This is a genomic window from Staphylococcus sp. HMSC067F07 (genome assembly GCF_001837405.1).
Lineage (GTDB): Bacteria > Bacillota > Bacilli > Staphylococcales > Staphylococcaceae > Staphylococcus > Staphylococcus capitis.
This window is the reverse complement of the sequence record NZ_KV832212.1, coordinates 87,228-108,228: the sequence shown is the minus strand read 5'-3', so window position 1 is coordinate 108,228 and position 21,001 is coordinate 87,228. Positions and strand designations below refer to the sequence as shown.

Here is a 21,001-nt window from a genome sequence, read left to right as displayed (position 1 = left end):
TCATTTGAAATGTATGTCAATGTTTTGTGGTTTTAATAATCTTAATAATACATAGGGGGTTAATGATAATGGTAGTACCTTTCAAAAATGAACCTGGGATTGATTTTTCAGTACAAGAAAATGTAGACCGCTTCAACGAAGTATTAAAGAAGGTAAAAGGGGAACTTGGTCAAAATATTCCGCTATTCATCAATGGTGAAAAAATAGATAAGAGTGACAAGTTTGAATCTCTAAACCCTGCAGATACAGCTCAATTAATTGCTAAAGTTTCTAAAGCTACAAAAGACGATGTAGAAAATGCGTTTCAAGCAGCGAACGAAGCTTATAAATCATGGAAGAAATGGTCTCATAAAGATCGTGCTGAATTGATGTTACGCGTTGCAGCAATTATTCGTCGTCGTAAAGAAGAAATTTCTGCTGTTATGGTATATGAAGCTGGAAAACCATGGGATGAAGCAGTAGGCGATGCTGCAGAAGGTATCGATTTTATCGAATATTATGCACGTTCAATGATGGATTTAGCAGAAGGTAAACCTGTGTTAGATCGAGAAGGTGAACATAATAGATATTTCTATAAACCCATAGGTACTGGCGTTACAATTCCGCCATGGAACTTCCCATTTGCAATTATGGCGGGTACAACACTAGCTCCAGTGGTGGCTGGTAATACAGTTCTATTAAAACCTGCAGAAGACACTGTACTTACAGCATATAAATTAATTGAAATTTTAGAGGAAGCTGGTTTACCTAAAGGTGTTGTTAACTTTGTACCTGGTGATCCTAAAGAAATAGGAGATTATTTAGTTGATCATAAAGATACACACTTTGTAACATTTACAGGTTCTCGTGCAACAGGTACACGTATCTATGAACGTAGTGCTGTAGTTCAAGAAGGACAAAACTTCTTGAAACGTGTTATCGCTGAAATGGGTGGTAAAGATGCTATTGTCGTAGATGAAAACGTTGATACGGATTTAGCAGCAGAGGCAATTGTAACGTCTGCGTTCGGATTCTCAGGACAAAAATGCTCAGCATGTTCACGAGCAATTATCCATAAAGACGTGCATGATGAAATTTTAGAGAAAGCAGTCAAACTAACTAAAGATTTAAATTTAGGTAACACGGAAAACAATACATTTATGGGACCAGTAATTAATCAGAAACAATTCGATAAAATTAAAAATTATATCGAAATTGGTAAAGAGGAAGGTAAATTAGAACAAGGTGGAGGCACGGATGACTCAACAGGTTACTTCATCGAACCAACCATCTTCTCAGGTCTTAAGTCAGCTGACCGTATTATGCAAGAAGAAATTTTTGGACCAGTTGTCGGATTTATTAAAGTTAATAGCTTTGATGAAGCAATTGATGTTGCAAACGATACTGATTATGGTTTGACAGGTGCAGTCATCACAAATAACCGTGAACACTGGATTAAAGCAGTAAATGAATATGATGTAGGTAACCTTTACCTCAACCGTGGTTGTACTGCTGCCGTAGTTGGATATCATCCATTTGGTGGTTTCAAAATGTCAGGTACAGACGCTAAAACAGGTAGTCCGGACTACTTACTTAATTTCTTAGAACAAAAAGTTGTTTCAGAAATGTTCTGATAAAATAAATAAAGCCGTTAATAGGAAGGTAAAATGAGTGTTGACTCAAATGCTTCCTATTGATGGCTTTTTCTAATTAATTTTAGAGTACAAAAATCTATTCAGAAATACTAATGTTGATTGCTTTATGGAAAACTTTATCAATTTCTGAAGCGGGCCATTGAATGTTTTCTTGTTTAATCCACTCCATAAATCCATCTAATGTAGAACCATAGATATAAAATACTAAATCTTCTGGGATTGTTTTATCAACAGAGATACGATGAATATTTTCTTTAATATCTGCCTTCATAATATCTACACAAACTTCTTTAAATATTTTACCGAATGATACATCATCTTTTTGTACTTTTTCGATTTTTTCCAATTCTTCTTTATTTGTAAATGTAGCTTCAATTGTTTGGAAAGGATTATTTAACCGATCTTTTAAGTCGGTTGAAAAGTAATCTTTAGTGAGTAACTTGAATAGATAAACTAACAAATCATATTTGTCATAGAAATGTTTATAAAAAGTCGTCCGGTGAACCATTCCAGATTCGCAAATTTCATTAACAGAAAGAGATTCGAAACTTCTTTTCTCTAACAATTGATAAAGACTCGATGATAACGCCTTTTTAGTTTTCACTACTCTTAAGTCTTGTTCATTCATAAATATAACCTCGCTCATCTACACTGTATAGTTAAACTATATCGTCGCATTAACCATTACGCAATAACTTAGATTTATGTATAGATAATCATTTCTAAAAATAGACACATTTATCTTTTTGTAGATATTGTAAATCATAGGTAATAGGCATATGATTTTCTTATTGATAATGATTATTAATTAAGGTTAGAAAGCGTGAGTATGATGTTGAATTTAATGACTGGGATGAAAAATAAACAATATAAAGTTAAAAGTATCAATCTGAATAATAAAAGCATGTTATATCGTTTGGGAGCACTTGGTTTAAAGAAGGGCAGTCTAGTGAGTATTAAGCGTAAATGCTTATTTAATGGACCAAGTGTAATTGAAATCAATGGTCAATATCTTAGTATTAGACAATCAGATGCTCGTCAAATTGCATTAGAGGAGTAGATGATATGAATGAAAGTTATTGCATTTTAGGTAACCCTAATGTAGGTAAAACATCTCTATTCAATGCATTGACAGGATCTTATGAGTACGTTGGGAATTGGAGCGGTGTGACGGTCGAGAAAAAAGTAGGTAAATTAAAAGAAAATCTAGGACAATTAATAGATTTACCTGGTGTATACGATCTTTCACCAATCACTAAAGATGAAACAGTTGTTACAGAATTTCTGATGGAAACATCATTTACTGGAATGATTAATATCATTGATACTAGTCAAATTAAAAGAAATCTGCAATTAACTGTTCAATTGCTAGAACTCAATGTTCCTATAATCATTGGTTTAAACATGATGGATGTAGCTATTCAACATGGTTTAAAGATTAATTATGACACTCTAATGAGAAAGTTAAAAGTACCTATTTTTCCTATAGTAGCAAGAAAAGCTAAAGGTACAAACACTTTATTGCATGAACTTCAATTCTTGAAATCTGATCAAAGACAACACTTCAAAATTGATTATGGCAATGAGATTGAAGAAGCTATCGAACGACTTAGCTCAATTATCAAGAAAGAAACGTCGTATCCAAATGAACGAATACGTTTTATAGCAATTCAATATTTGCTTGATAATGTCAAAATTAACGAAGAATTAGGGGCTGAGTTGATTAATCTTCTAGAGCCCATAAAAACAAACTTAGATAAACACTCTAATATGTGCGTACGCGAACGTATAGAAGTTATAAGAGAAGCATTTATAGATAATATCTTAAAAAATGTTGTTGAATATCCGGAAGAAGAAAAACAATTTTTCACAGCTAAATTAGATAAAATTCTTATGAATAAATATTTAGGAATTCCAATATTCTTAGGTATTATATGGCTAATATTTCAAACCACTTTCACATGGGTGGGGACGCCTTTATCTGATAAAATGGACGATTTCATCGGTGGTCAATTAACCGATTGGATAAAACTACTGATGCAACAATTGCATCTATTACCGTTTCTTCAAGACTTAATTACTGATGGTATTATTGCTGGAGTAGGTTCAGTATTAGTATTTATTCCTCAAATCGTAGTTTTATTCTTCTTTATTTCATTGCTCGAAGATTCAGGTTATATGGCTAGGATTGCCGTATTGATGGATAAGACTATGGAATCCATTGGTTTAAGTGGAAAGTCGTTTATCCCTATGATTATTGGCTTTGGATGTAATGTTCCAAGTATTATGGCTGCGCGTAGTATTGAAAATGAAAAAGAAAGACTTATTACTATTTTAATCGCGCCATTTATGTCGTGTTCAGCACGGTTACCCGTCTATGCTTTGTTCGTAGGTGTATTCTTTAAAGAATACCAATCACTTATCGTACTTAGTTTATATTTAATTGGCATTCTGATTGCTCTTTTAGTGAGTACTTTTATGAATAAATTTATTTTGAAAAATGAAGACTCGGTTTTTATCGTGGAATTACCAACATATCGTGTACCTTCAATTAGAACGTTATGGCGTAGTACATGGGAAAAGGCAAAAGGTTTTGTGAAAAAAGCAGGTACATTTATTTTCGGTGGTTCAGTAGTGATTTGGGCTTTAACTTATATGGGCCCTAATGGATTTGATGTGAAAATTAACCAAAGTTTTATGCATATACTGGGAGAAGTTTTTGCTCCTATCATTGCTCCTTTAGGTTTTGGAACTTGGCAGGCAGGAGCAACATTGATACCAGGCTTTTTAGCAAAAGAGGTTATTATTAGTTCAATGGCTATACTTTATTCTTCCAATGAGAATGGTTTAGTCAATGTGATTCAACACCAATTCACTCCAATTTCAGCATATGCGTTTATGATATTTATACTATTATATGTACCTTGTATCTCTACGGTTGCCACTATTAGAAAAGAAACATGTTCTTGGAAATGGACACTTATTGCTGTGATCTATCCAGTATTAACAGCGTACATTTTAACATTAATGTTTTATCAAGTTAGCCATTTATTTACGTAAGGAAGTGATTCTATGTATGTATTATTAAACATTTTAATTATCGCAGTTATTGTAAGCTATACAGTGTATACATTATTTAAGTTCTTTAAACGATCTAAAGCAGGTCAATGTGGAAGTTGTAAATCGCAATGTCATTGCAATACCTCTTCTTCTAAAAAGTCTTCGCCATCTTAGAACTAAATAAAATCCTCTTCAAATAAGAACTTCTCTACTCATTTTAATAAATAAGAGTAGGGAAGTTTTTATATTAAGTAAATATTGAGTTATTATTAATTTACTTTTCTAATGATTAAACTTTTTAAAAAGTGATATATTATATGTAACTATTTTTTTAGAATGTAAATTTTTATTAATACGGAGGATTTAATAAATGAAAGGTAGCAAGAAACTAGATAGCTTACTAGAGGATAATAAGAAGAAATTAAAAAAGTTATTTAAATATGATAAAAAAGAAGCTTTGGCTTTCACAAAAGAAGATCGTGAGAAAGTCAAAGATAAGTATGGGGTTTATGTTATTTTTGATCAAAAGAAACCAGTTTACGTAGGACAAACTGGTGGGTACTCAACGACTTATAAACCTATAAATAAAGACTTATACACTAAATTAGGACAATATAACTCTCATTCAGATAGTGGTACAACAAAGTTTAGAAAAGGGTTTGCCCAAAGTAAAAACTTAGATCAATCTGATTTAAAAAGTATCACTGCTCAAGAACATAGTTTAACTTTCCAATATATTAAAGTTAAAGATGAACCTGCCTTTATAAATATTTTAGAACTTGTCGCTTTAGAGTATGCGAAAGATAAAGGTTATGAACTATATAATTTTGAATAATTAATTTTTATGATATGTGAAAAGCTGAGGCATTTATTTATTGCCTCAGCTTTTAAAGTATTCAACTTATGTTTATTAAAATTATTACGATTCACTAGTATATTAAAACAAACTTAAGAATGCTATCACCACACAACCTTCATTCAGATTGATTTTTTAATTCATCTTTATATAGGCGTCTATAATAATTAGATAATTTGAGATCATGTATAAATGAGATAATTGGTCGTGCTGTCATTTGAAGACTACCGATAACAAAGAGGACTGTGCCGGCTATCATTGTTTTATCGCTAAAGAAGAGAAAGCTTCCAACCAGAAATATTAAACCTAACACGATATCATTAATTTGATACAGTGCTTTGTAAAAAATAGTAATTTCATTGGCATGGTTTTGACTTTTAGGACTTAAGTTATTTTTATTAAAATGAAGATCCACATCGTTTTTATGCTGAATCATATTATTACCTCCACTATGTTTATTGAGTTAAAAATTCCCATTCAATAATAGAGTTAAACTTAGCAATCGTATTATATGATAAAGGAGTTATTGAAATGCAATATCAAACGAAATTTCAATCCCCACTAGGTGAACTGCAATTAATTAGTGATGGTTCTGCACTTACGCATCTTTTATATCCGAACCAACATATAGAAAATGTTAAAACAAAAGGGGACTTACCACTATTTCAAAAAGTGACTCAGTGGCTAGAACAATATTTTGAAGGTAATCATCCAGTTATAGATTTTACATTAGCACCACATGGAAGCGACTTTCAGCGTGAGGTCTGGGATGAGTTAATAACAATAGCATATGGAGACTTAGAAACATATGGAAACATTGCAAAAAGTGTTGGTCAAAAGTTAGGTAAGCCAAAAATGTCTGCTCAAGCTGTAGGAGGGGCAGTAGGTCGTAATCCGATTTCTATCATCATACCTTGTCATCGTGTGGTAGGTAAGGATGGAAGTTTAACAGGTTACGGTGGCACGATAGATAATAAAATTAAATTGCTAGAAATTGAAAATGTTGATATGTCTCAGCTTTATAGACCGAAATATAGTACAAAGCCATAAAGAAAGCTTGGGAGTCTTAGGTAAGACTTCCAAGCTTTGATATTTGTCCATGATTTATTCTGCAATATGATATTCACGAATATCGTCATTAATGTCTTTCAAGTAGAAGAGATCATTGTCTTTATCTGATTGTTCAATGTCGTGATTGAATTCTAAATCATCAAAACGTTTAAAGAATGATTCGTATTCTTCGACAGAAACTTCTGTACGATTGTTTAACAATGCTTTGTGTCCTTCAATGTCTAGATGTTTTTCGAAACCGTCTACAAGTGTTGCACTGAAGAATTCGCCAACAGAACCTGAGCCATAACTAAATAAACCAATTGTTTGACCACCTTTGAGGTCACGTGTTTCAAGTAATGATATTAAACTTAAGTATAATGAACCAGTATAGATGTTACCAACATAACGGTTATAATATACTGCATCTTCATATCCTGATTTTAAGCGTTCTTGTGTAGTTTCATCAGCATTATCAATGATAGAATCTAAAGCTTTTTTACCCATTTTGGTGAAAGGTACATGGAAGCAAAGTGATTCGAAATCAGATAGTGTTTTACCTTGACGACGTGCATATTCATTCCAGCTTTCTTGGAATGATTTAATGTAAGCGTCTTTAGATAGTGCACCTGCAACGAGTGGGTATTTGTGACCTGTAGGACGCCAGAAGTCGTAAACATCTTCGGTATAAGCAACTGCATCATCGTTTAATGTTAATATGCTAGGCTCATGAGAAATCATCATTGCTACAGCACCAGCCCCTTGAGTAGGTTCTCCGCCTGAGTTAATACCATAACGTGCAGTATCACTTGCGATAACTAGAACTTTCTCGTTGGGACGTTGTGCAAGATAGTCTTTAGCAAGTTGGATTGCAGGAGTTGCAGCATAACATGCTTCTTTCATTTCAAAGCAACGTGCGAAGGGTTGAATACCTAATAAATTATGGATTTGAACTGCTGCAGCTTTGGCATTATCAATAGCAGATTCAGTTGCTACAATTACCATTCCAATATTCTTTTTATCTTCGTCTGTTATAATATCTTTAGCAGCATTAGCACCCATCGATACGATATCTTGGTTGACAGGACTTACTGCCATTTCAGTTTGTCCGATTCCTATTAAGAATTTATTTGGATCAACTTGGCGTGCTTCTGCAAGCTTTGCCATGTCTACATAATATTTTGGTACATAAAAGTTTATTTTATCGATACCTATGTTCATAAGGCGAATCATCCTTTCAGTTTTAAAGTAGCATTAGTATCATATCAAACCAATACAATGTTATACAATGAAATATAACAGAATATTTCATCAAAGTATAATAGAAATGTAAGCGTTTTACACGATGAATTGTTATCATTAAATTAATCGTCTATATGGTATGATTGGAAATTTAATTTTCCGGAAAATAAATATTTAAAAGTTTAAAATAACTTGAAAGATACATATAAAAGGAGTTTAATCATGAAAAGTTTAGAAAAAGGATTTAGACATTTATCTCGAGAGGATAAATTAAAGCAATTAGTCGAGTATGGATGGCTCAATACTGATAATTATGATTCATTACTTAGTCATCCTCTTATTAATGAAGAAGTGGCAAATAGTTTGATTGAGAATGTAATTGGTCAAGGCACTCTACCAGTTGGACTATTACCTAAAATTATTGTTGATGATAAAGAATATGTGGTGCCAATGATGGTTGAAGAGCCTTCAGTAGTGGCTGCCGCAAGTTATGGAGCGAAACTTGTTAACCAAAGTGGTGGCTTTAAAACAATCTCAAGTCAAAGATTAATGATCGGTCAAATTGTGTTTGACGATATTGAAGATACAGAACAATTATCTAAAGATATCCAAGCACTTGAACCACAAATACATCAAATTGCTGATGAGGCTTATCCATCTATTAAAGAACGTGGGGGCGGTTACCAACGTATTGAAATAGATACGTTCCCTGAGCAACATTTACTATCATTGAAAGTATATGTTGATACTAAAGATGCGATGGGCGCTAATATGTTAAATACAATTCTTGAAGCAATCACTGCTCATCTTAAAAACGAATTCCCTGAAAAAGATGTTTTAATGAGTATTTTATCTAATCACGCGACGGCTTCAGTAGTTAAAGTGCAAGGCGAAATAGATGTTAACGATTTAAATAGAGGTGAGAGAAGTGGCGAAGAGGTAGCACACCGTATGGAACGTGCCTCAGTATTAGCTCAAGTTGATATTCATCGTGCAGCTACTCACAACAAAGGTGTAATGAATGGTATTCACGCAGTAGTTCTTGCTACAGGTAACGATACAAGAGGTGCTGAAGCGAGTGCACACGCATATGCTAGTCGTGATGGTCAATATAGAGGAATTGCGGCATGGAAATATGATAAAGAACGTGGAAAATTAATCGGTACAATTGAAGTACCTATGACCTTGGCGATTGTGGGTGGTGGCACGAAGGTATTACCTATTGCAAAAGCCTCGCTCGATTTACTCAATGTAGCGTCAGCCCAAGAGTTAGGTCATGTTGTAGCTGCAGTCGGTTTAGCTCAAAACTTTTCAGCTTGTCGTGCGCTTGTATCAGAAGGTATACAGCAAGGACATATGAGCTTACAATATAAATCATTAGCAATTGTTGTTGGAGCACAAGGTGAAGAAATTGCTAAAGTTGCGGAAGCATTGAAACATGAAACACGCGCTAATACAGCTAAAGCTAAAGAAATTTTAGAAGAATTACGTCAATCATAATTAAAAAGCCATCAAACGGGTAATGAATTCCATAAGTAAATGTTGATATGGTTTCATACTTGTTTGATGGCTTATTTTATATTAATAAATATAATTATAATGACGTGCTGATGATTTACTAATAATACGTGTTCCGTAACCTAAAGGAACATTATAATTATACTCTGAGATTTTAATGCTTCCACTATTGTATACTTTCTCTACAATTGCCACGTGCCCATAATAACCTGCAGTAGATTGCATAACAGCGTATTTTTTTGGTTTGTGTCCCGTTGAGTAACCTGAACGGCGTGCGTTGTAGTACCAGTTCCTAGCGTTTCCCCATCTATTAGAAACAGGCTTCCCTAATTGAACTCGACGTTTATAGGCCCACCAAGTACATTGATGTTTGCTGTAATAATTATATGAAGCAGCGTGTGATACGTGCGTATGTTCTATAGTTTGATATGTTAAAGTTCCAGTGAACATGATTCCAGTAGCGATAATAATACGTGATAATAATTTTTTAAGTTTCATTGCTTCTCCCCAAAAAATGTATTTATTTTTTAACCGTATATATAATAATCTTTAAAAATACGTAATACAATATAAGAAACGAATTGTACAAGCAAATGTAATGTTCTTGAAATATTGTATTTCTTTTTGTAATAAAGTTAATATTGTATGCAATTTACAATGAAAAAGACGCCCCGTAGGACGTCTTGCGAGATGATTAACTCCATGCATTCATGTATAAAGAATATGTTAAACGTAATGTATTAACGGTCATTATACATTTTGGGTGAATTGGTTGAAAACAGCAAGTGCGCGTTTGATCACTGTCACAGGTATGTTTTCAGGACATGGATTATTTCGAAAATATGTCAATATTTCACTATGGCTCTTCACTTCTTTAGGAAAATTGATATCTTGATTAATCCAATCAACCAATTCACCTAACGGTGTGTCATCACCATGGAAACTTTGCATAAATTCGTAAAAGCTCAATTCCTCACCTCAAAAAATGTAATATGAGCCACAGACATTGTAACATATTTTAATTATTTAAAAATACTTGTTAATAAAGAATTTTGACTATGCAATTCTTTTAGGAAAATTATTAATCGCTAAAAAGGTCAATCATATTGTATAATTAATATATTATTTATAAAAAAGGGGGATATGCGTGGACATTAAACACATGAAATATTTCGTCGAAGTCGTAAAACAAGGTGGAATGACAAACGCATCTAAATCTTTATACATCGCTCAGCCTACAATAAGTAAAGCAATTAAAGATATCGAAGCAGAAATGGCTGTCCCCTTATTCGATAGAAGTAAAAGAAATTTAGTACTTACAGATGCTGGGAAAATTTTCTTCAATAAATGTAAAGAAATTATTTCTTTATATGATAACTTGCCTACAGAAATTAATAGTCTGTATGGGTTAGAAACAGGGCATATTAACATTAGTATGTCTGCAGTTATGAGTATGCGTAAATTTATAGGGATTTTGGGTGATTTTCATCAATTATATCCAAATATCACTTACAATCTTATCGAAAGTGGAGGGAAAACCACAGAGAACCTCATCTTAAATGATGAAGTGGATATCGGTGTAACGACTTTACCGGTCGATCATCATTTATTTGAATCTATTTCACTCAATAAAGAAGATTTAAGAGTAGTATTACATAGGGAACATCCATTAGCTTATAAAACTAAAATTAAGATGGAGGAACTCGCTGAAGAGAATTTTATACTATTTAATGAAGATTTTTATTTGAATGATAAAATTATCGAAAATGCTAAAAACGCTGGGTTCGTTCCTAATATGGCTTCTCAAATTTCAGAATGGAACGTTATCGAGAATCTCATCATCAATAAGTTAGGAATTACAATATTACCTGCAACTATCTCAGAGTTATTAAATGATGATGTGAAAATGATTCAACTCGAAAATGCTAATACAGAATGGGAACTTGGCGTAGTGTGGAAAAAAGATAAGCGTTTAAGTCATGCGACAAATAAATGGATAGAGTTCTTAAAAGAAAAATTGACTGAACAAAAGTAGAGTAATATGTTCGCCTCAATTGTAATTGATTATTAAGACTACAATAGCCAGTTCATATCTTTTATTTATGAGTTGGCTATTGAGTCATGATAAATTTGTATTTTTACGTTACAAATCAATGCTAATAACAGTTGACGATTCAGAGATTAAGAATTGAGGATGATATGTAAACGGTTTCATAGATTAGAGGAATAGAAAACATTCTTAAAATGTATTTTTACTATAGAAGAGTCAGTATTATAATAGTAAATAACACTGAAAAAAGTTAGTAACAATTTAGACACAATTTGATAGAAAGGGATGTTGACTATGTATAGGGCTAAATTTTTGGTTAAGTTAGTACTTCAACTTGCACTGATATTACTGATTACCTATATAGGAACAGAAGTGCAGAAATTATTACACATCCCACTAGCAGGTAGTATAGTTGGTTTAATTTTGTTCTTCTTACTTTTACAGTTTAAGATTATTCCAGAAAGTTGGATTGATGTAGGGGCTAATTTCTTACTCAAGACAATGGTATTTTTCTTTATCCCATCAGTGGTAGGTATTATGGATGTAGCTTCTGATATTACGTTAAATTATGTATTATTCTTTATCGTAATTATTATAGGTACATGTGTAGTTGCTTTATCTTCAGGCTTTATAGCTGAAAAAATGGTAGGAAAAGACAAAATAACTAAAGGGACAGATCAGTCATGAATGATTATTTACAAGCCGTTCTCATGATATTATTAACAGTCATTTTGTACTATGGTTCTAAGCGACTCCAAGATAAATATAAAAATCCATTATTAAACCCTGCGCTGATAGCATCAATTGGGATAATAATTATACTATTAGTTTTCGGAGTGAGTTACAAAGGGTATATGAAAGGTGGTACATGGATTAACCATGTATTAAATGCAACAGTCGTCTGTCTTGCTTATCCACTATATGAAAACAGACACAAAATAAAGAAATATCTGTCTATCATTTTTGCAAGCGTACTGACTGGTGTACTTCTTAATTTTGTGTTAGTATTTACAACGTTGAAAATCTTTGGTTATTCTAAAGACACGATTGTCACCCTGTTACCAAGATCAATCACTGCAGCAGTTGGTATTGAAATTTCCCAAGAATTGGGAGGCACAGATACAATGACTGTACTCTTTATTATAACTACAGGTTTAATCGGCAGTATTTTAGGTTCAATGTTATTGCGTATGGGAGGTTTCAAATCCTCTATTGCTAAAGGATTAACTTATGGAAATGCTTCACACGCCTTCGGTACTGCAAAAGCATTGGAATTAGATATAGAATCAGGAGCATTTAGTTCTATTGGTATGATTCTTACGGCTGTCATAAGTTCAGTCTTAATACCAATACTGATTTTAGTGTTTTACTAAAGGGAAAGATGTACTCGTATACTAGAAAGGGAGGCTATTTGTAAAAATGGCAAAAATTAAAGCAAATGAAGCATTAGTTAAAGCATTACAAGCTTGGGATATTGACCACTTATATGGTATTCCAGGTGACTCAATTGACGCAGTAGTAGATAGCTTACGTACATTAAGAGATCAATTTAAATTCTACCACGTTCGTCACGAAGAAGTAGCAAGTTTAGCTGCTGGTAGTTACACAAAAATGACAGGTAAAATTGGTGTTGCATTAAGTATCGGTGGACCTGGTTTAGTTCACTTATTAAACGGTATGTATGATGCTAAAATGGACAACGTTCCTCAATTAATTTTATCAGGTCAAACTAATAGTACTTTATTAGGTACTAAAGCATTCCAAGAAACTAATCTTTCTAAATTATGTGAAGACGTTGCTGTATACAACCACCAAATCCAAAAAGGTGACAACGTATTTGAAATCGTTAATGAAGCAATCCGTACAGCTTATGAGAAAAAAGGTGTAGCGGTAGTTATTTGTCCTAACGACTTATTAACTCAAAAAATTAAAGATACTACAAACCGTGCAGTAGATACTACTAAACCTAAACCAGTATCTCCTAAATTCAAGAGCATTAAAAAAGCTGCTAAATTAATTGATAAAGCTAAAAAACCAGTAATGATTATTGGTATGGGTACTCAACACGCTAAAGAAGAATTACGTGAATTTATCGAAGCTGCTAAAATCCCAGTAATTCACACATTACCAGCTAAAACAATCTTACCTGATGATCATCCATACAGCATTGGTAACTTAGGTAAAATTGGTACTAAAACATCTTATCAAACAATCCAAGATGCTGATTTATTAATCATGGCTGGTACAAACTATCCTTACGTAGACTATCTACCTAAGAAAAACATTAAAGCTATCCAAATTGATACAAACGAAGCTAACTTAGGTCATCGTTTCAACATCAATGTTGGTATTTTAGGCGATAGTAAAGTTGCTTTCCATCAACTAACTGAAAATATTATACACGTTGCTAAACGTCAATTCTTAGATAAAACATTAGAACGTAAAGCTGTTTGGGATAAATGGATGGAACAAGATAAAAATAATAATAAATCACCATTACGTCCAGAACGCTTAATGAAAGCAATCAATGCTAACTTAAAAGATGATGCTATTATCTCAGCAGACGTTGGTACTGCTACAGTTTGGTCAACTCGTTACCTAAACTTATCAGTTAATAACAAATTCATCATCTCAAGTTGGTTAGGTACTATGGGTTGCGGTCTTCCAGGTGCTATGGCAGCTAAAATTGCTTACCCTAACCGTCAAGCTGTTGCTATCGCTGGTGACGGTGCATTCCAAATGGTAATGCAAGACTTCGCAACTGCAGTTCAATATGATTTACCAATGACTGTATTCGTATTAAACAATAAACAATTATCATTCATTAAATATGAACAACAAGCTGCTGGTGAATTAGAATATGCGATTGATTTCTCTGATATGGATCACGCTAAATTCGCTGAAGCTGCTGGTGGTAAAGGTTATGTTGTTAGAGATGCTAGTCGTTTAGACGATATCGTTGAAGAAGCTATGGCTCAAGACGTTCCAACTATCGTAGACGTACACGTTGATCCAAACGCTGCACCATTACCAGGTAAAATCGTTAACGAAGAAGCATTAGGTTATAGTAGATGGGCTTACAGATCAATCACTGAAGATAAAAACTTAGACTTTGATCAAATCCCACCAATCTCTGTAGCAGCTAAACGTTTCTTATAATAGATGATTTACAGAACTCGACTTATTAAGTCGGGTTCTTTTTATATAAAAAATAAAAAAATTGTCTTGTAAACGCTTTATTAACTGTGTATACTTAGTGTAAATAAATATTAAATATTGCGTGTTACTGGTTATGCAGGCATGAGCAAATGAGGTTTACCATCTTTTTGAGTTATTAAAGAAAATGATGGTCTTGTTTGTTCATGTCTTTTTTTATGCCATTACATGTATCAACTATAGATGGAGAGGAATGTTTAATATGTTTAAAAAGCTATTTGGGCAGTTACAACGTATTGGTAAAGCATTAATGCTACCAGTAGCAATATTACCTGCTGCCGGAATCTTGCTTGCATTTGGTAATGCAATGCATAATGAACAACTTGTTCACCTTGCACCGTGGTTAAACCATCCTGTGTTTGTAGCAATTTCTTCAGTTATGGAAGCTTCAGGACAAGTGGTTTTTGACAATTTACCGTTATTATTTGCAATCGGAACAGCACTTGGTTTAGCAGGAGGAGACGGTGTAGCAGCACTTGCAGCACTAGTAGGTTACCTTATTATGAATGCGACAATGGGTAAAGTTCTACATATCACTATTGATGATATATTCTCATACTCAAATGGTGCTAAGGAATTAAGCCAAGCAGCTAAAGATCCTGCTCATGCATTAATTCTTGGAATTCCGACACTTCAAACAGGGGTATTCGGTGGTATTATCATGGGGGCCTTAGCTGCATGGTGTTATAACAAATTTTATAACATTACATTACCAGCATTCTTAGGTTTCTTTGCAGGGAAGCGTTTTGTACCTATCGTGACATCAGTTGTCGCAATTGCGACAGGTATCATATTAAGTTTTGTTTGGCCGCCTATTCAAGATGGTTTAAATGGGCTTTCAAACTTCTTATTGAATAAGAACTTAACTTTAACTACGTTTATTTTTGGGATTATTGAGCGATCACTTATTCCATTCGGTCTGCATCACATTTTCTATGCACCATTTTGGTTTGAATTTGGCCATTATACAAATCACGCTGGAGATTTAGTACGTGGAGACCAAAGAATTTGGATGGCACAATTGAAAGATGGCGTGCCATTTACAGCTGGCGCATTCACTACAGGTAAATATCCATTCATGATGTTTGGTTTACCAGCGGCAGCATTCGCCATTTATAAAAATGCTCGCCCAGAACGTAAGAAAGTTGTTGGAGGTTTAATGTTATCAGCAGCTTTAACTTCTTTCTTAACAGGTATTACTGAACCATTAGAGTTCTCATTCTTATTTGTGGCACCCATTTTATATGTGATTCATGTATTTTTAGCAGGTACTTCTTTCTTGGTCATGCACTTGTTAGGTGTAAAAATAGGTATGACTTTCTCCGGAGGGTTTATTGATTATATTTTATACGGTTTACTTAACTGGCATCGCACAAACGCGCTTTGGGTTATTCCAGTAGGTATTGTGTATGCGATTGTGTATTACTTCTTATTTGACTTTGCAATTAGAAAATTCAAATTAAAAACACCTGGTCGTGAAGATAAAGAACAAGAGATACGCAATTCAAGTGTTGCTAAATTACCATTTGATGTATTAGATGCTATGGGCGGTAAAGAAAATATTAAACATCTAGATGCTTGTATTACACGTCTTAGAGTTGAAGTCGCAGATAAATCGAAGGTAGACGTTCAAGGATTGAAAGCGTTAGGTGCCTCTGGAGTTCTAGAAGTAGGAAATAACATGCAAGCTATATTTGGCCCAAAATCAGATCAAATTAAGCATGACATGGCAAAGATTATGAGTGGAGAAATTACTAAACCTAGTGAGACAACAGTAACTGAAGAGATTTCTGATGAACCAGTTCATGTAGAAGACGTCATTGAAACTGAAATTTATTCACCTGGACATGGTCAAATGATTCCATTAACGGATGTTCCGGATAAAGTTTTCTCTGAAAAAATGATGGGCGATGGCGTAGGTTTCATTCCTGAAAAAGGCGAAATTGTAGCACCATTTGATGGTACAGTTAAAACCATCTTCCCAACGAAACATGCGATTGGTTTAGAATCAGATACAGGTGTAGAAGTCTTAATTCACATTGGTATCGATACAGTTAAATTGAATGGACAGGGCTTTGAAAGCTTTGTTCAAGCTGATGAAACTGTAACACAAGGTCAACCTTTAATGAAAATTGATTTAGCTTATCTAAAAGATAACGCACCAAGTATTGTTACGCCGGTAATTATCACAAATTTAGGTGATAAAACATTAACAATTGAAGATGTTAAATCTGTAGATCCAGGAAAAGTTATAATGAAAATTAAATAACACATAATTGGTAGTGCATATTTTTGAGATTTCAAAGATGTGCACTTTTTTTGTATAACATTGACAACGGTAACAATAAATAGCAATGTAGTAATGTAAGTTACATAAATGTTATCACTAAAGCTGGAGGTTAAAAGTATGTGTGATTCTAAAATAAACAAGAATTCTAGAGTTAGACATCAAGGGAACAAGATAATCAATGTTCTCATCTACTTAATAATGATAGTCGTAATACAAGTTCCTGTGGGTTTATCACTTGTTGCACTTCCATTATCTTTAAGACTGAATGATTGGTATACAATAGCGATGAGTATGTTTATTCTAGGAATTACACTTTTAATCATTTGGGGGATAAGATCCTATTATTTATATCGTACTTATGAATATCAAGATTTTAAGATGAGTATTAAAGATATCTTTATCAATATTGGTTTTTTCTTTCTCGTAATTCTCTGTAGTATTAGTGCGAATGCTTTAATGTTTATTTTTACAGGTAATTCAAACACACAAAATCAGGAAACAATAGATGACAGTTTAAGTTCACTTATGGATAAAAGCCATTTACCTCATCCCACTATTGTATTAGTAACCGTATTGTGTCTTTGTATCATAGGACCATATTTAGAAGAATTGGTATTTAGAGGAATCTTTAAGGAAACTTTATTTATGAAATGCCGCTTTTGGCTACCCTTAATTTTCTCATCATTGATATTCAGCTCTCAACATCTATCATCAAATATATTTTCTTATGCAATTTATTTTTTAATGGGAATTATTCTCTATATTGCTTATGATAGAAGGCGAAACTTGAAGGACAGTATGATGGTACATATATTTAACAATTCTTTAACAACGCTACCTTTTTTAATTATTTACTTATATTTCTATTTTAAATAATAATGAAAGTTTTGATTTAGCAAAAAGCATTTAATTCAAACTTGGTCATCTGTCACATAATGATTAAGTAAGAATTAAATGCTTATTTTTTTAGTGTTTAAAAAAGGGTATATTATACTGGAGTAATATCATTCTCTATAAGTAACTTAATTGCTTTATGGTCAGTTGCATTTCTAAATAATTCGTAGGCATTTTCAATATCACTTAATTTACTATAATGTGTAACTAATTGTTCAGGTTGAATAATTTTACTTTTTAATGCTTCTAACAATTCTTCAGTTGTATTACCAGAAACTAATCCTGTGGTTACATTGATATTTTTAATCCAAAGTTTGTCTATATCAAATTGAACAGGTAGACCATGAACGCCGACGTTCGCAATCGTACCATCGACACCAATGAGTTTTTGACATAAGTCAAAAGTTTGTGGGATACCTACTGCCTCAATGGCTACATCTACACCGCGAGGATTTAATTCTTTCACTTTTTGTATAGCCTCTTCGACATTTTTAGAATTAATTAAATGCGTTGCACCAAGAGAGCGGGCTGTTTGTAATCGGTTATTGTCTAAATCAATCATGATTATTTTAGAAGGAGAGAAGAATTGTGCAGTTAACAGTGTAGCTAAACCAACTGGACCAGCACCTACTATTGCAACAGTGCTTCCTGGTTTGACCTTTCCTTTTAATACACCAATTTCATAACCTGTTGGTAAAATGTCTGATAGCATTACAAGTGCTTCATCAGGTAAAGAAGCGGGTGCATGATATAAAGAGTTATCTGCGAAAGGAACTTTAACATACTCAGCTTGAGTACCATTGATTAAGTGCCCAAGAATCCATCCGCCATCATTTTCACAATGAGCGTATATACCTTTTGTACAGTAGTAACACTTACCACATGAAGAAATAGCAGATACGATAACTTTATCACCGACTTTAAAGTTATTAACGTTGCTACCAACAGATTCTACAATACCAATACCTTCATGACCTAAAGTTGTATTTTCAGTAACTTCAGGAGTATCTCCTTTAATAATATGTAAATCAGTTCCACAAATTGTTGTTTTAACCATTCTTATAATAGCATCAGTACTTTCAGTAATTTCTGGTTTTTCTTTATCAATGAGTTCAGCCACTCCGGGTTTAACATAGTTGTATGCTTTCATTAGCAAAACCTCCTAATATTGTGAATATTTTCACAATAATTATACCATGCTTCTTGTAAGCGGTTTAAGTCATCTTTATGACAAATAGTAAATTTACTCATATTAATCTTAATCAGTTTATCTAAATGAAAATCTGTAAATAACGTTGTAAAATAAAATTGAATATAGTAAAGGAGAATGAGTTATGAATCATGAAGGTAAATTAGTAGCTGAGAAAGAGATAGAAGTGAATAATTACGATATTGATGCTATGGGTATTGTTAGTAATATTGTTTATGTCAGATGGTTTGAAGACTTACGAACAGTATTTATTAATCAATATATGAATTACTCAGAGATGATTAAGAATCACATTTCGCCGATCCTTATGAAAACTGAAATTGAATATAAAGTGCCTATAACGATTCACGATCGCCCAGTGGGTAGATGTTGGCTTGTTCAAGCTAGTAAATTGAAATGGGTTTTTAAATTTGAAATCTCGTCAGGTGATAAAGTGCATTGCGTAGGGTCTCAAATGGGTGGATTTTATGATTTAGATAGAGAAAAAATCACAAAAATGCCACAAGTATTTCAAGATATTCTTAAAAATTAAATAAAAACTTTGCTAAAAGAAAAGTTTTAATTAATAATAATAGAAAATAAAAGGAAGGTGATGACCATGACTCAAACATTACAAAGTATTTATGCATTTAACCAGTTTATTCAATCTAATGAACTAGCAGTTATCCATGTTATGAGAGATCATTGTAGCGTTTGTCATGCTGTCCTTCCACAACTTCAAGACTTATTACAAGAATATCCTTTTGCAAAATTAGGTGTCGTCAATCAATCTCATGTAGAGGAGATTGCTGGAGAATTATCAATTTTTACAGTACCGGTAGATTTAATTTTCTTAAATGGTAAGGAAATGCATAGACAAGGACGTTTTATCGATATGCAATCGTTTGAACATCAACTTAAGTTAATGCATGATTCTCTTAAATAAAGAAATGGAACAACTTTTGTTTCATTTCTTTTTTTATTTAAACTTCATTGATTGGGTAGACAAAAACTTAGTGTTATTATTAGAGACGTGTGACTTTTTCAAGAATAAGAAAAATCAAACATATAAAAAATGAAAACACTTGGAGGAGGCTCAAATGGAGAAAAAACGTCGTCAAGAACACTTTAAAAACGTTATTTTTTGTTTACTAGGGACGTTAATTATTGCGTTAGGAGTCAATTGCTTTGTTATTCCTGGTAATTTAGGTGAAGGTGGAGCAATTGGTCTATCGCTTATTTTGAACTATACATTAGGTATTTCACCGGCGCTAAGTTCATTTATTATTAACGCTATTTTAATTGTTGTAGGATGGAAATTTTTAAGCCGAACGACTGCTATATACACTGCAATAACGATTACAGCAAGTTCTATTTTCCTAGATTTAACAGAGCATTTTGGATTAGGTATTCATGAAAACTTTATCAATTCTGTTTTCGCTGGTTTACTCATCGGTATTGGCACAGGACTTGTTATTGCTGCTCAAAGTACATTAGGCGGGACATCAGTTATTGCTAGAATTATAAGCAAATATTCAGAAGTAAAAACCTCTCAAGCATTATTAATTTTAGATGCTTTAGTCGTGCTATCCTTCCTTCTTGTCTTACCGGTTTCAAATGTACTTTATACAATTGTTATGCTATTCATAGTGGAGAAAGCAATGGCTTTTGTAGTAGAAGGTTTTAATCCTAAGAAGGCTGTGACAGTGATTTCTGAATACAATAGACAAATAAGCTCTGACATATATCAAGCAACTGGCAGAGGGTCAACATTATTAAGTGGTAAAGGCGCTTATCAGCAAAACAATACAGATGTATTATACGCTGTTGTTTCACAAAGTCAGATTGGTACTGTGAAGAAGATTGTTAATTCTTATGACGAAAGTGCCTTCCTCGTCATACACGATGTGCGTGATGTCTTAGGTAATGGTTTTATTAATACTAAATAATTAATCTTCTTATTTAATTAGGGACTGTTGAAGTCATTTACTCAAAGTTTTTC

General features: G+C 33.1%; 22 protein-coding genes. 16 read left to right on the top strand and 6 right to left on the bottom strand.

The features are described from left to right. The first annotated feature begins 68 nt into the window (after positions 1–68). Positions 69–1,613, top strand: coding sequence for an L-glutamate gamma-semialdehyde dehydrogenase (pruA, locus tag HMPREF2706_RS01330; protein ID WP_030058747.1), 1,545 nt, complete (start codon positions 69–71; stop codon positions 1,611–1,613). Between the two features lie 97 nt (positions 1,614–1,710). On the opposite strand, the gene HMPREF2706_RS01325 is transcribed toward pruA, so the two are convergent. Beyond that, positions 1,711–2,262, bottom strand: a complete 552-nt coding sequence (locus tag HMPREF2706_RS01325; RefSeq protein WP_030058749.1) for a TetR/AcrR family transcriptional regulator — start codon at positions 2,260–2,262, stop codon at positions 1,711–1,713. Between the two features lie 204 nt (positions 2,263–2,466). On the opposite strand from HMPREF2706_RS01325, the gene HMPREF2706_RS01320 reads away from it, so the two are divergent. The 4 genes from HMPREF2706_RS01320 (at position 2,467) to HMPREF2706_RS01310 (ending at position 5,529) form a co-directional block, all read left to right on the top strand. After that, positions 2,467–2,694, top strand: a complete 228-nt coding sequence (locus HMPREF2706_RS01320) for a FeoA family protein (RefSeq protein ID WP_002432860.1) — start codon at positions 2,467–2,469, stop codon at positions 2,692–2,694. 5 nt (positions 2,695–2,699) lie between these two features. Beyond that, on the top strand, positions 2,700–4,694 hold the full coding sequence (gene feoB / locus HMPREF2706_RS01315) for a ferrous iron transport protein B (RefSeq protein ID WP_049427857.1): 1,995 nt from the start codon (positions 2,700–2,702) through the stop codon (positions 4,692–4,694). A 12-nt stretch (positions 4,695–4,706) separates the two neighbouring features. Beyond that, positions 4,707–4,868 carry a FeoB-associated Cys-rich membrane protein gene (locus HMPREF2706_RS11810; RefSeq protein ID WP_023351110.1) on the top strand — a complete coding sequence of 54 codons (162 nt, stop codon included), beginning with the start codon at positions 4,707–4,709 and terminating at the stop codon, positions 4,866–4,868. Between the two features lie 196 nt (positions 4,869–5,064). Then, positions 5,065–5,529 (top strand): hypothetical protein, encoded by a 465-nt coding sequence (locus tag HMPREF2706_RS01310; RefSeq protein ID WP_002469886.1) that lies wholly within the window; start codon positions 5,065–5,067, stop codon positions 5,527–5,529. A gap of 139 nt (positions 5,530–5,668) precedes the next feature. On the opposite strand, the gene HMPREF2706_RS01305 is transcribed toward HMPREF2706_RS01310, so the two are convergent. Further along, on the bottom strand, positions 5,669–5,986 hold the full coding sequence (locus tag HMPREF2706_RS01305; RefSeq protein ID WP_030058754.1) for a YrhK family protein: 318 nt from the start codon (positions 5,984–5,986) through the stop codon (positions 5,669–5,671). A 95-nt stretch (positions 5,987–6,081) separates the two neighbouring features. Here HMPREF2706_RS01305 and HMPREF2706_RS01300 point away from each other — a divergent pair, with 95 nt between their 5' ends. Beyond that, positions 6,082–6,600, top strand: coding sequence for a methylated-DNA--[protein]-cysteine S-methyltransferase (locus HMPREF2706_RS01300; protein WP_030058756.1), 519 nt, complete (start codon positions 6,082–6,084; stop codon positions 6,598–6,600). A gap of 54 nt (positions 6,601–6,654) precedes the next feature. Here HMPREF2706_RS01300 and HMPREF2706_RS01295 read toward each other — a convergent pair whose 3' ends face one another. Further along, positions 6,655–7,821: a hydroxymethylglutaryl-CoA synthase gene (locus tag HMPREF2706_RS01295; RefSeq protein WP_030058758.1), complete on the bottom strand. Its 1,167-nt coding sequence runs from the start codon at positions 7,819–7,821 to the stop codon at positions 6,655–6,657. Between the two features lie 240 nt (positions 7,822–8,061). On the opposite strand from HMPREF2706_RS01295, the gene HMPREF2706_RS01290 reads away from it, so the two are divergent. Next, positions 8,062–9,342 carry a hydroxymethylglutaryl-CoA reductase, degradative gene (locus tag HMPREF2706_RS01290; RefSeq protein WP_256276637.1) on the top strand — a complete coding sequence of 427 codons (1,281 nt, stop codon included), beginning with the start codon at positions 8,062–8,064 and terminating at the stop codon, positions 9,340–9,342. 81 nt (positions 9,343–9,423) lie between these two features. Here the strand turns inward: HMPREF2706_RS01290 and HMPREF2706_RS01285 are convergent, their stop codons facing one another. Beyond that, positions 9,424–9,858 (bottom strand): CHAP domain-containing protein, encoded by a 435-nt coding sequence (locus tag HMPREF2706_RS01285; RefSeq protein WP_002432351.1) that lies wholly within the window; start codon positions 9,856–9,858, stop codon positions 9,424–9,426. A 252-nt stretch (positions 9,859–10,110) separates the two neighbouring features. Next, complete coding sequence (locus HMPREF2706_RS01280) at positions 10,111–10,329, bottom strand: sterile alpha motif-like domain-containing protein (RefSeq protein WP_002432484.1); 219 nt, start codon at positions 10,327–10,329, stop codon at positions 10,111–10,113. Between the two features lie 178 nt (positions 10,330–10,507). Here HMPREF2706_RS01280 and HMPREF2706_RS01275 point away from each other — a divergent pair, with 178 nt between their 5' ends. The 6 genes from HMPREF2706_RS01275 to HMPREF2706_RS01250 all read left to right on the top strand — a co-directional run bounded on the left by HMPREF2706_RS01275 (position 10,508) and on the right by HMPREF2706_RS01250 (position 17,792). Beyond that, positions 10,508–11,395, top strand: a complete 888-nt coding sequence (locus tag HMPREF2706_RS01275; RefSeq protein ID WP_070862143.1) for a cidABC operon transcriptional activator CidR — start codon at positions 10,508–10,510, stop codon at positions 11,393–11,395. A 309-nt stretch (positions 11,396–11,704) separates the two neighbouring features. After that, positions 11,705–12,097 (top strand): CidA/LrgA family protein, encoded by a 393-nt coding sequence (locus tag HMPREF2706_RS01270; RefSeq protein ID WP_016898577.1) that lies wholly within the window; start codon positions 11,705–11,707, stop codon positions 12,095–12,097. Next, positions 12,094–12,783, top strand: coding sequence for an LrgB family protein (locus tag HMPREF2706_RS01265; RefSeq protein ID WP_070862142.1), 690 nt, complete (start codon positions 12,094–12,096; stop codon positions 12,781–12,783). The genes HMPREF2706_RS01270 and HMPREF2706_RS01265 overlap by 4 nt, the downstream gene beginning before the upstream one ends. A gap of 46 nt (positions 12,784–12,829) precedes the next feature. Then, positions 12,830–14,569 carry a pyruvate oxidase gene (locus HMPREF2706_RS01260; protein ID WP_070862141.1) on the top strand — a complete coding sequence of 580 codons (1,740 nt, stop codon included), beginning with the start codon at positions 12,830–12,832 and terminating at the stop codon, positions 14,567–14,569. Between the two features lie 259 nt (positions 14,570–14,828). Further along, positions 14,829–16,895 (top strand): glucose-specific PTS transporter subunit IIBC, encoded by a 2,067-nt coding sequence (gene ptsG, locus HMPREF2706_RS01255; protein ID WP_030058764.1) that lies wholly within the window; start codon positions 14,829–14,831, stop codon positions 16,893–16,895. A 138-nt stretch (positions 16,896–17,033) separates the two neighbouring features. Continuing rightward, complete coding sequence (locus HMPREF2706_RS01250) at positions 17,034–17,792, top strand: CPBP family intramembrane glutamic endopeptidase (RefSeq protein WP_030058766.1); 759 nt, start codon at positions 17,034–17,036, stop codon at positions 17,790–17,792. Between the two features lie 112 nt (positions 17,793–17,904). Here the strand turns inward: HMPREF2706_RS01250 and HMPREF2706_RS01245 are convergent, their stop codons facing one another. After that, positions 17,905–18,960 carry a zinc-dependent alcohol dehydrogenase family protein gene (locus HMPREF2706_RS01245; RefSeq protein ID WP_070862140.1) on the bottom strand — a complete coding sequence of 352 codons (1,056 nt, stop codon included), beginning with the start codon at positions 18,958–18,960 and terminating at the stop codon, positions 17,905–17,907. Positions 18,961–19,144: 184 nt separating this feature from the next. Here HMPREF2706_RS01245 and HMPREF2706_RS01240 point away from each other — a divergent pair, with 184 nt between their 5' ends. From HMPREF2706_RS01240 to HMPREF2706_RS01230, 3 genes are all read left to right on the top strand, one after another. Then, positions 19,145–19,552 carry an acyl-CoA thioesterase gene (locus HMPREF2706_RS01240; RefSeq protein WP_030058771.1) on the top strand — a complete coding sequence of 136 codons (408 nt, stop codon included), beginning with the start codon at positions 19,145–19,147 and terminating at the stop codon, positions 19,550–19,552. A gap of 66 nt (positions 19,553–19,618) precedes the next feature. Continuing rightward, positions 19,619–19,945, top strand: a complete 327-nt coding sequence (locus HMPREF2706_RS01235) for a thioredoxin family protein (RefSeq protein ID WP_030058773.1) — start codon at positions 19,619–19,621, stop codon at positions 19,943–19,945. Between the two features lie 154 nt (positions 19,946–20,099). Further along, positions 20,100–20,948 carry a YitT family protein gene (locus tag HMPREF2706_RS01230; protein WP_002432918.1) on the top strand — a complete coding sequence of 283 codons (849 nt, stop codon included), beginning with the start codon at positions 20,100–20,102 and terminating at the stop codon, positions 20,946–20,948. Positions 20,949–21,001: the final 53 nt, after the last annotated feature.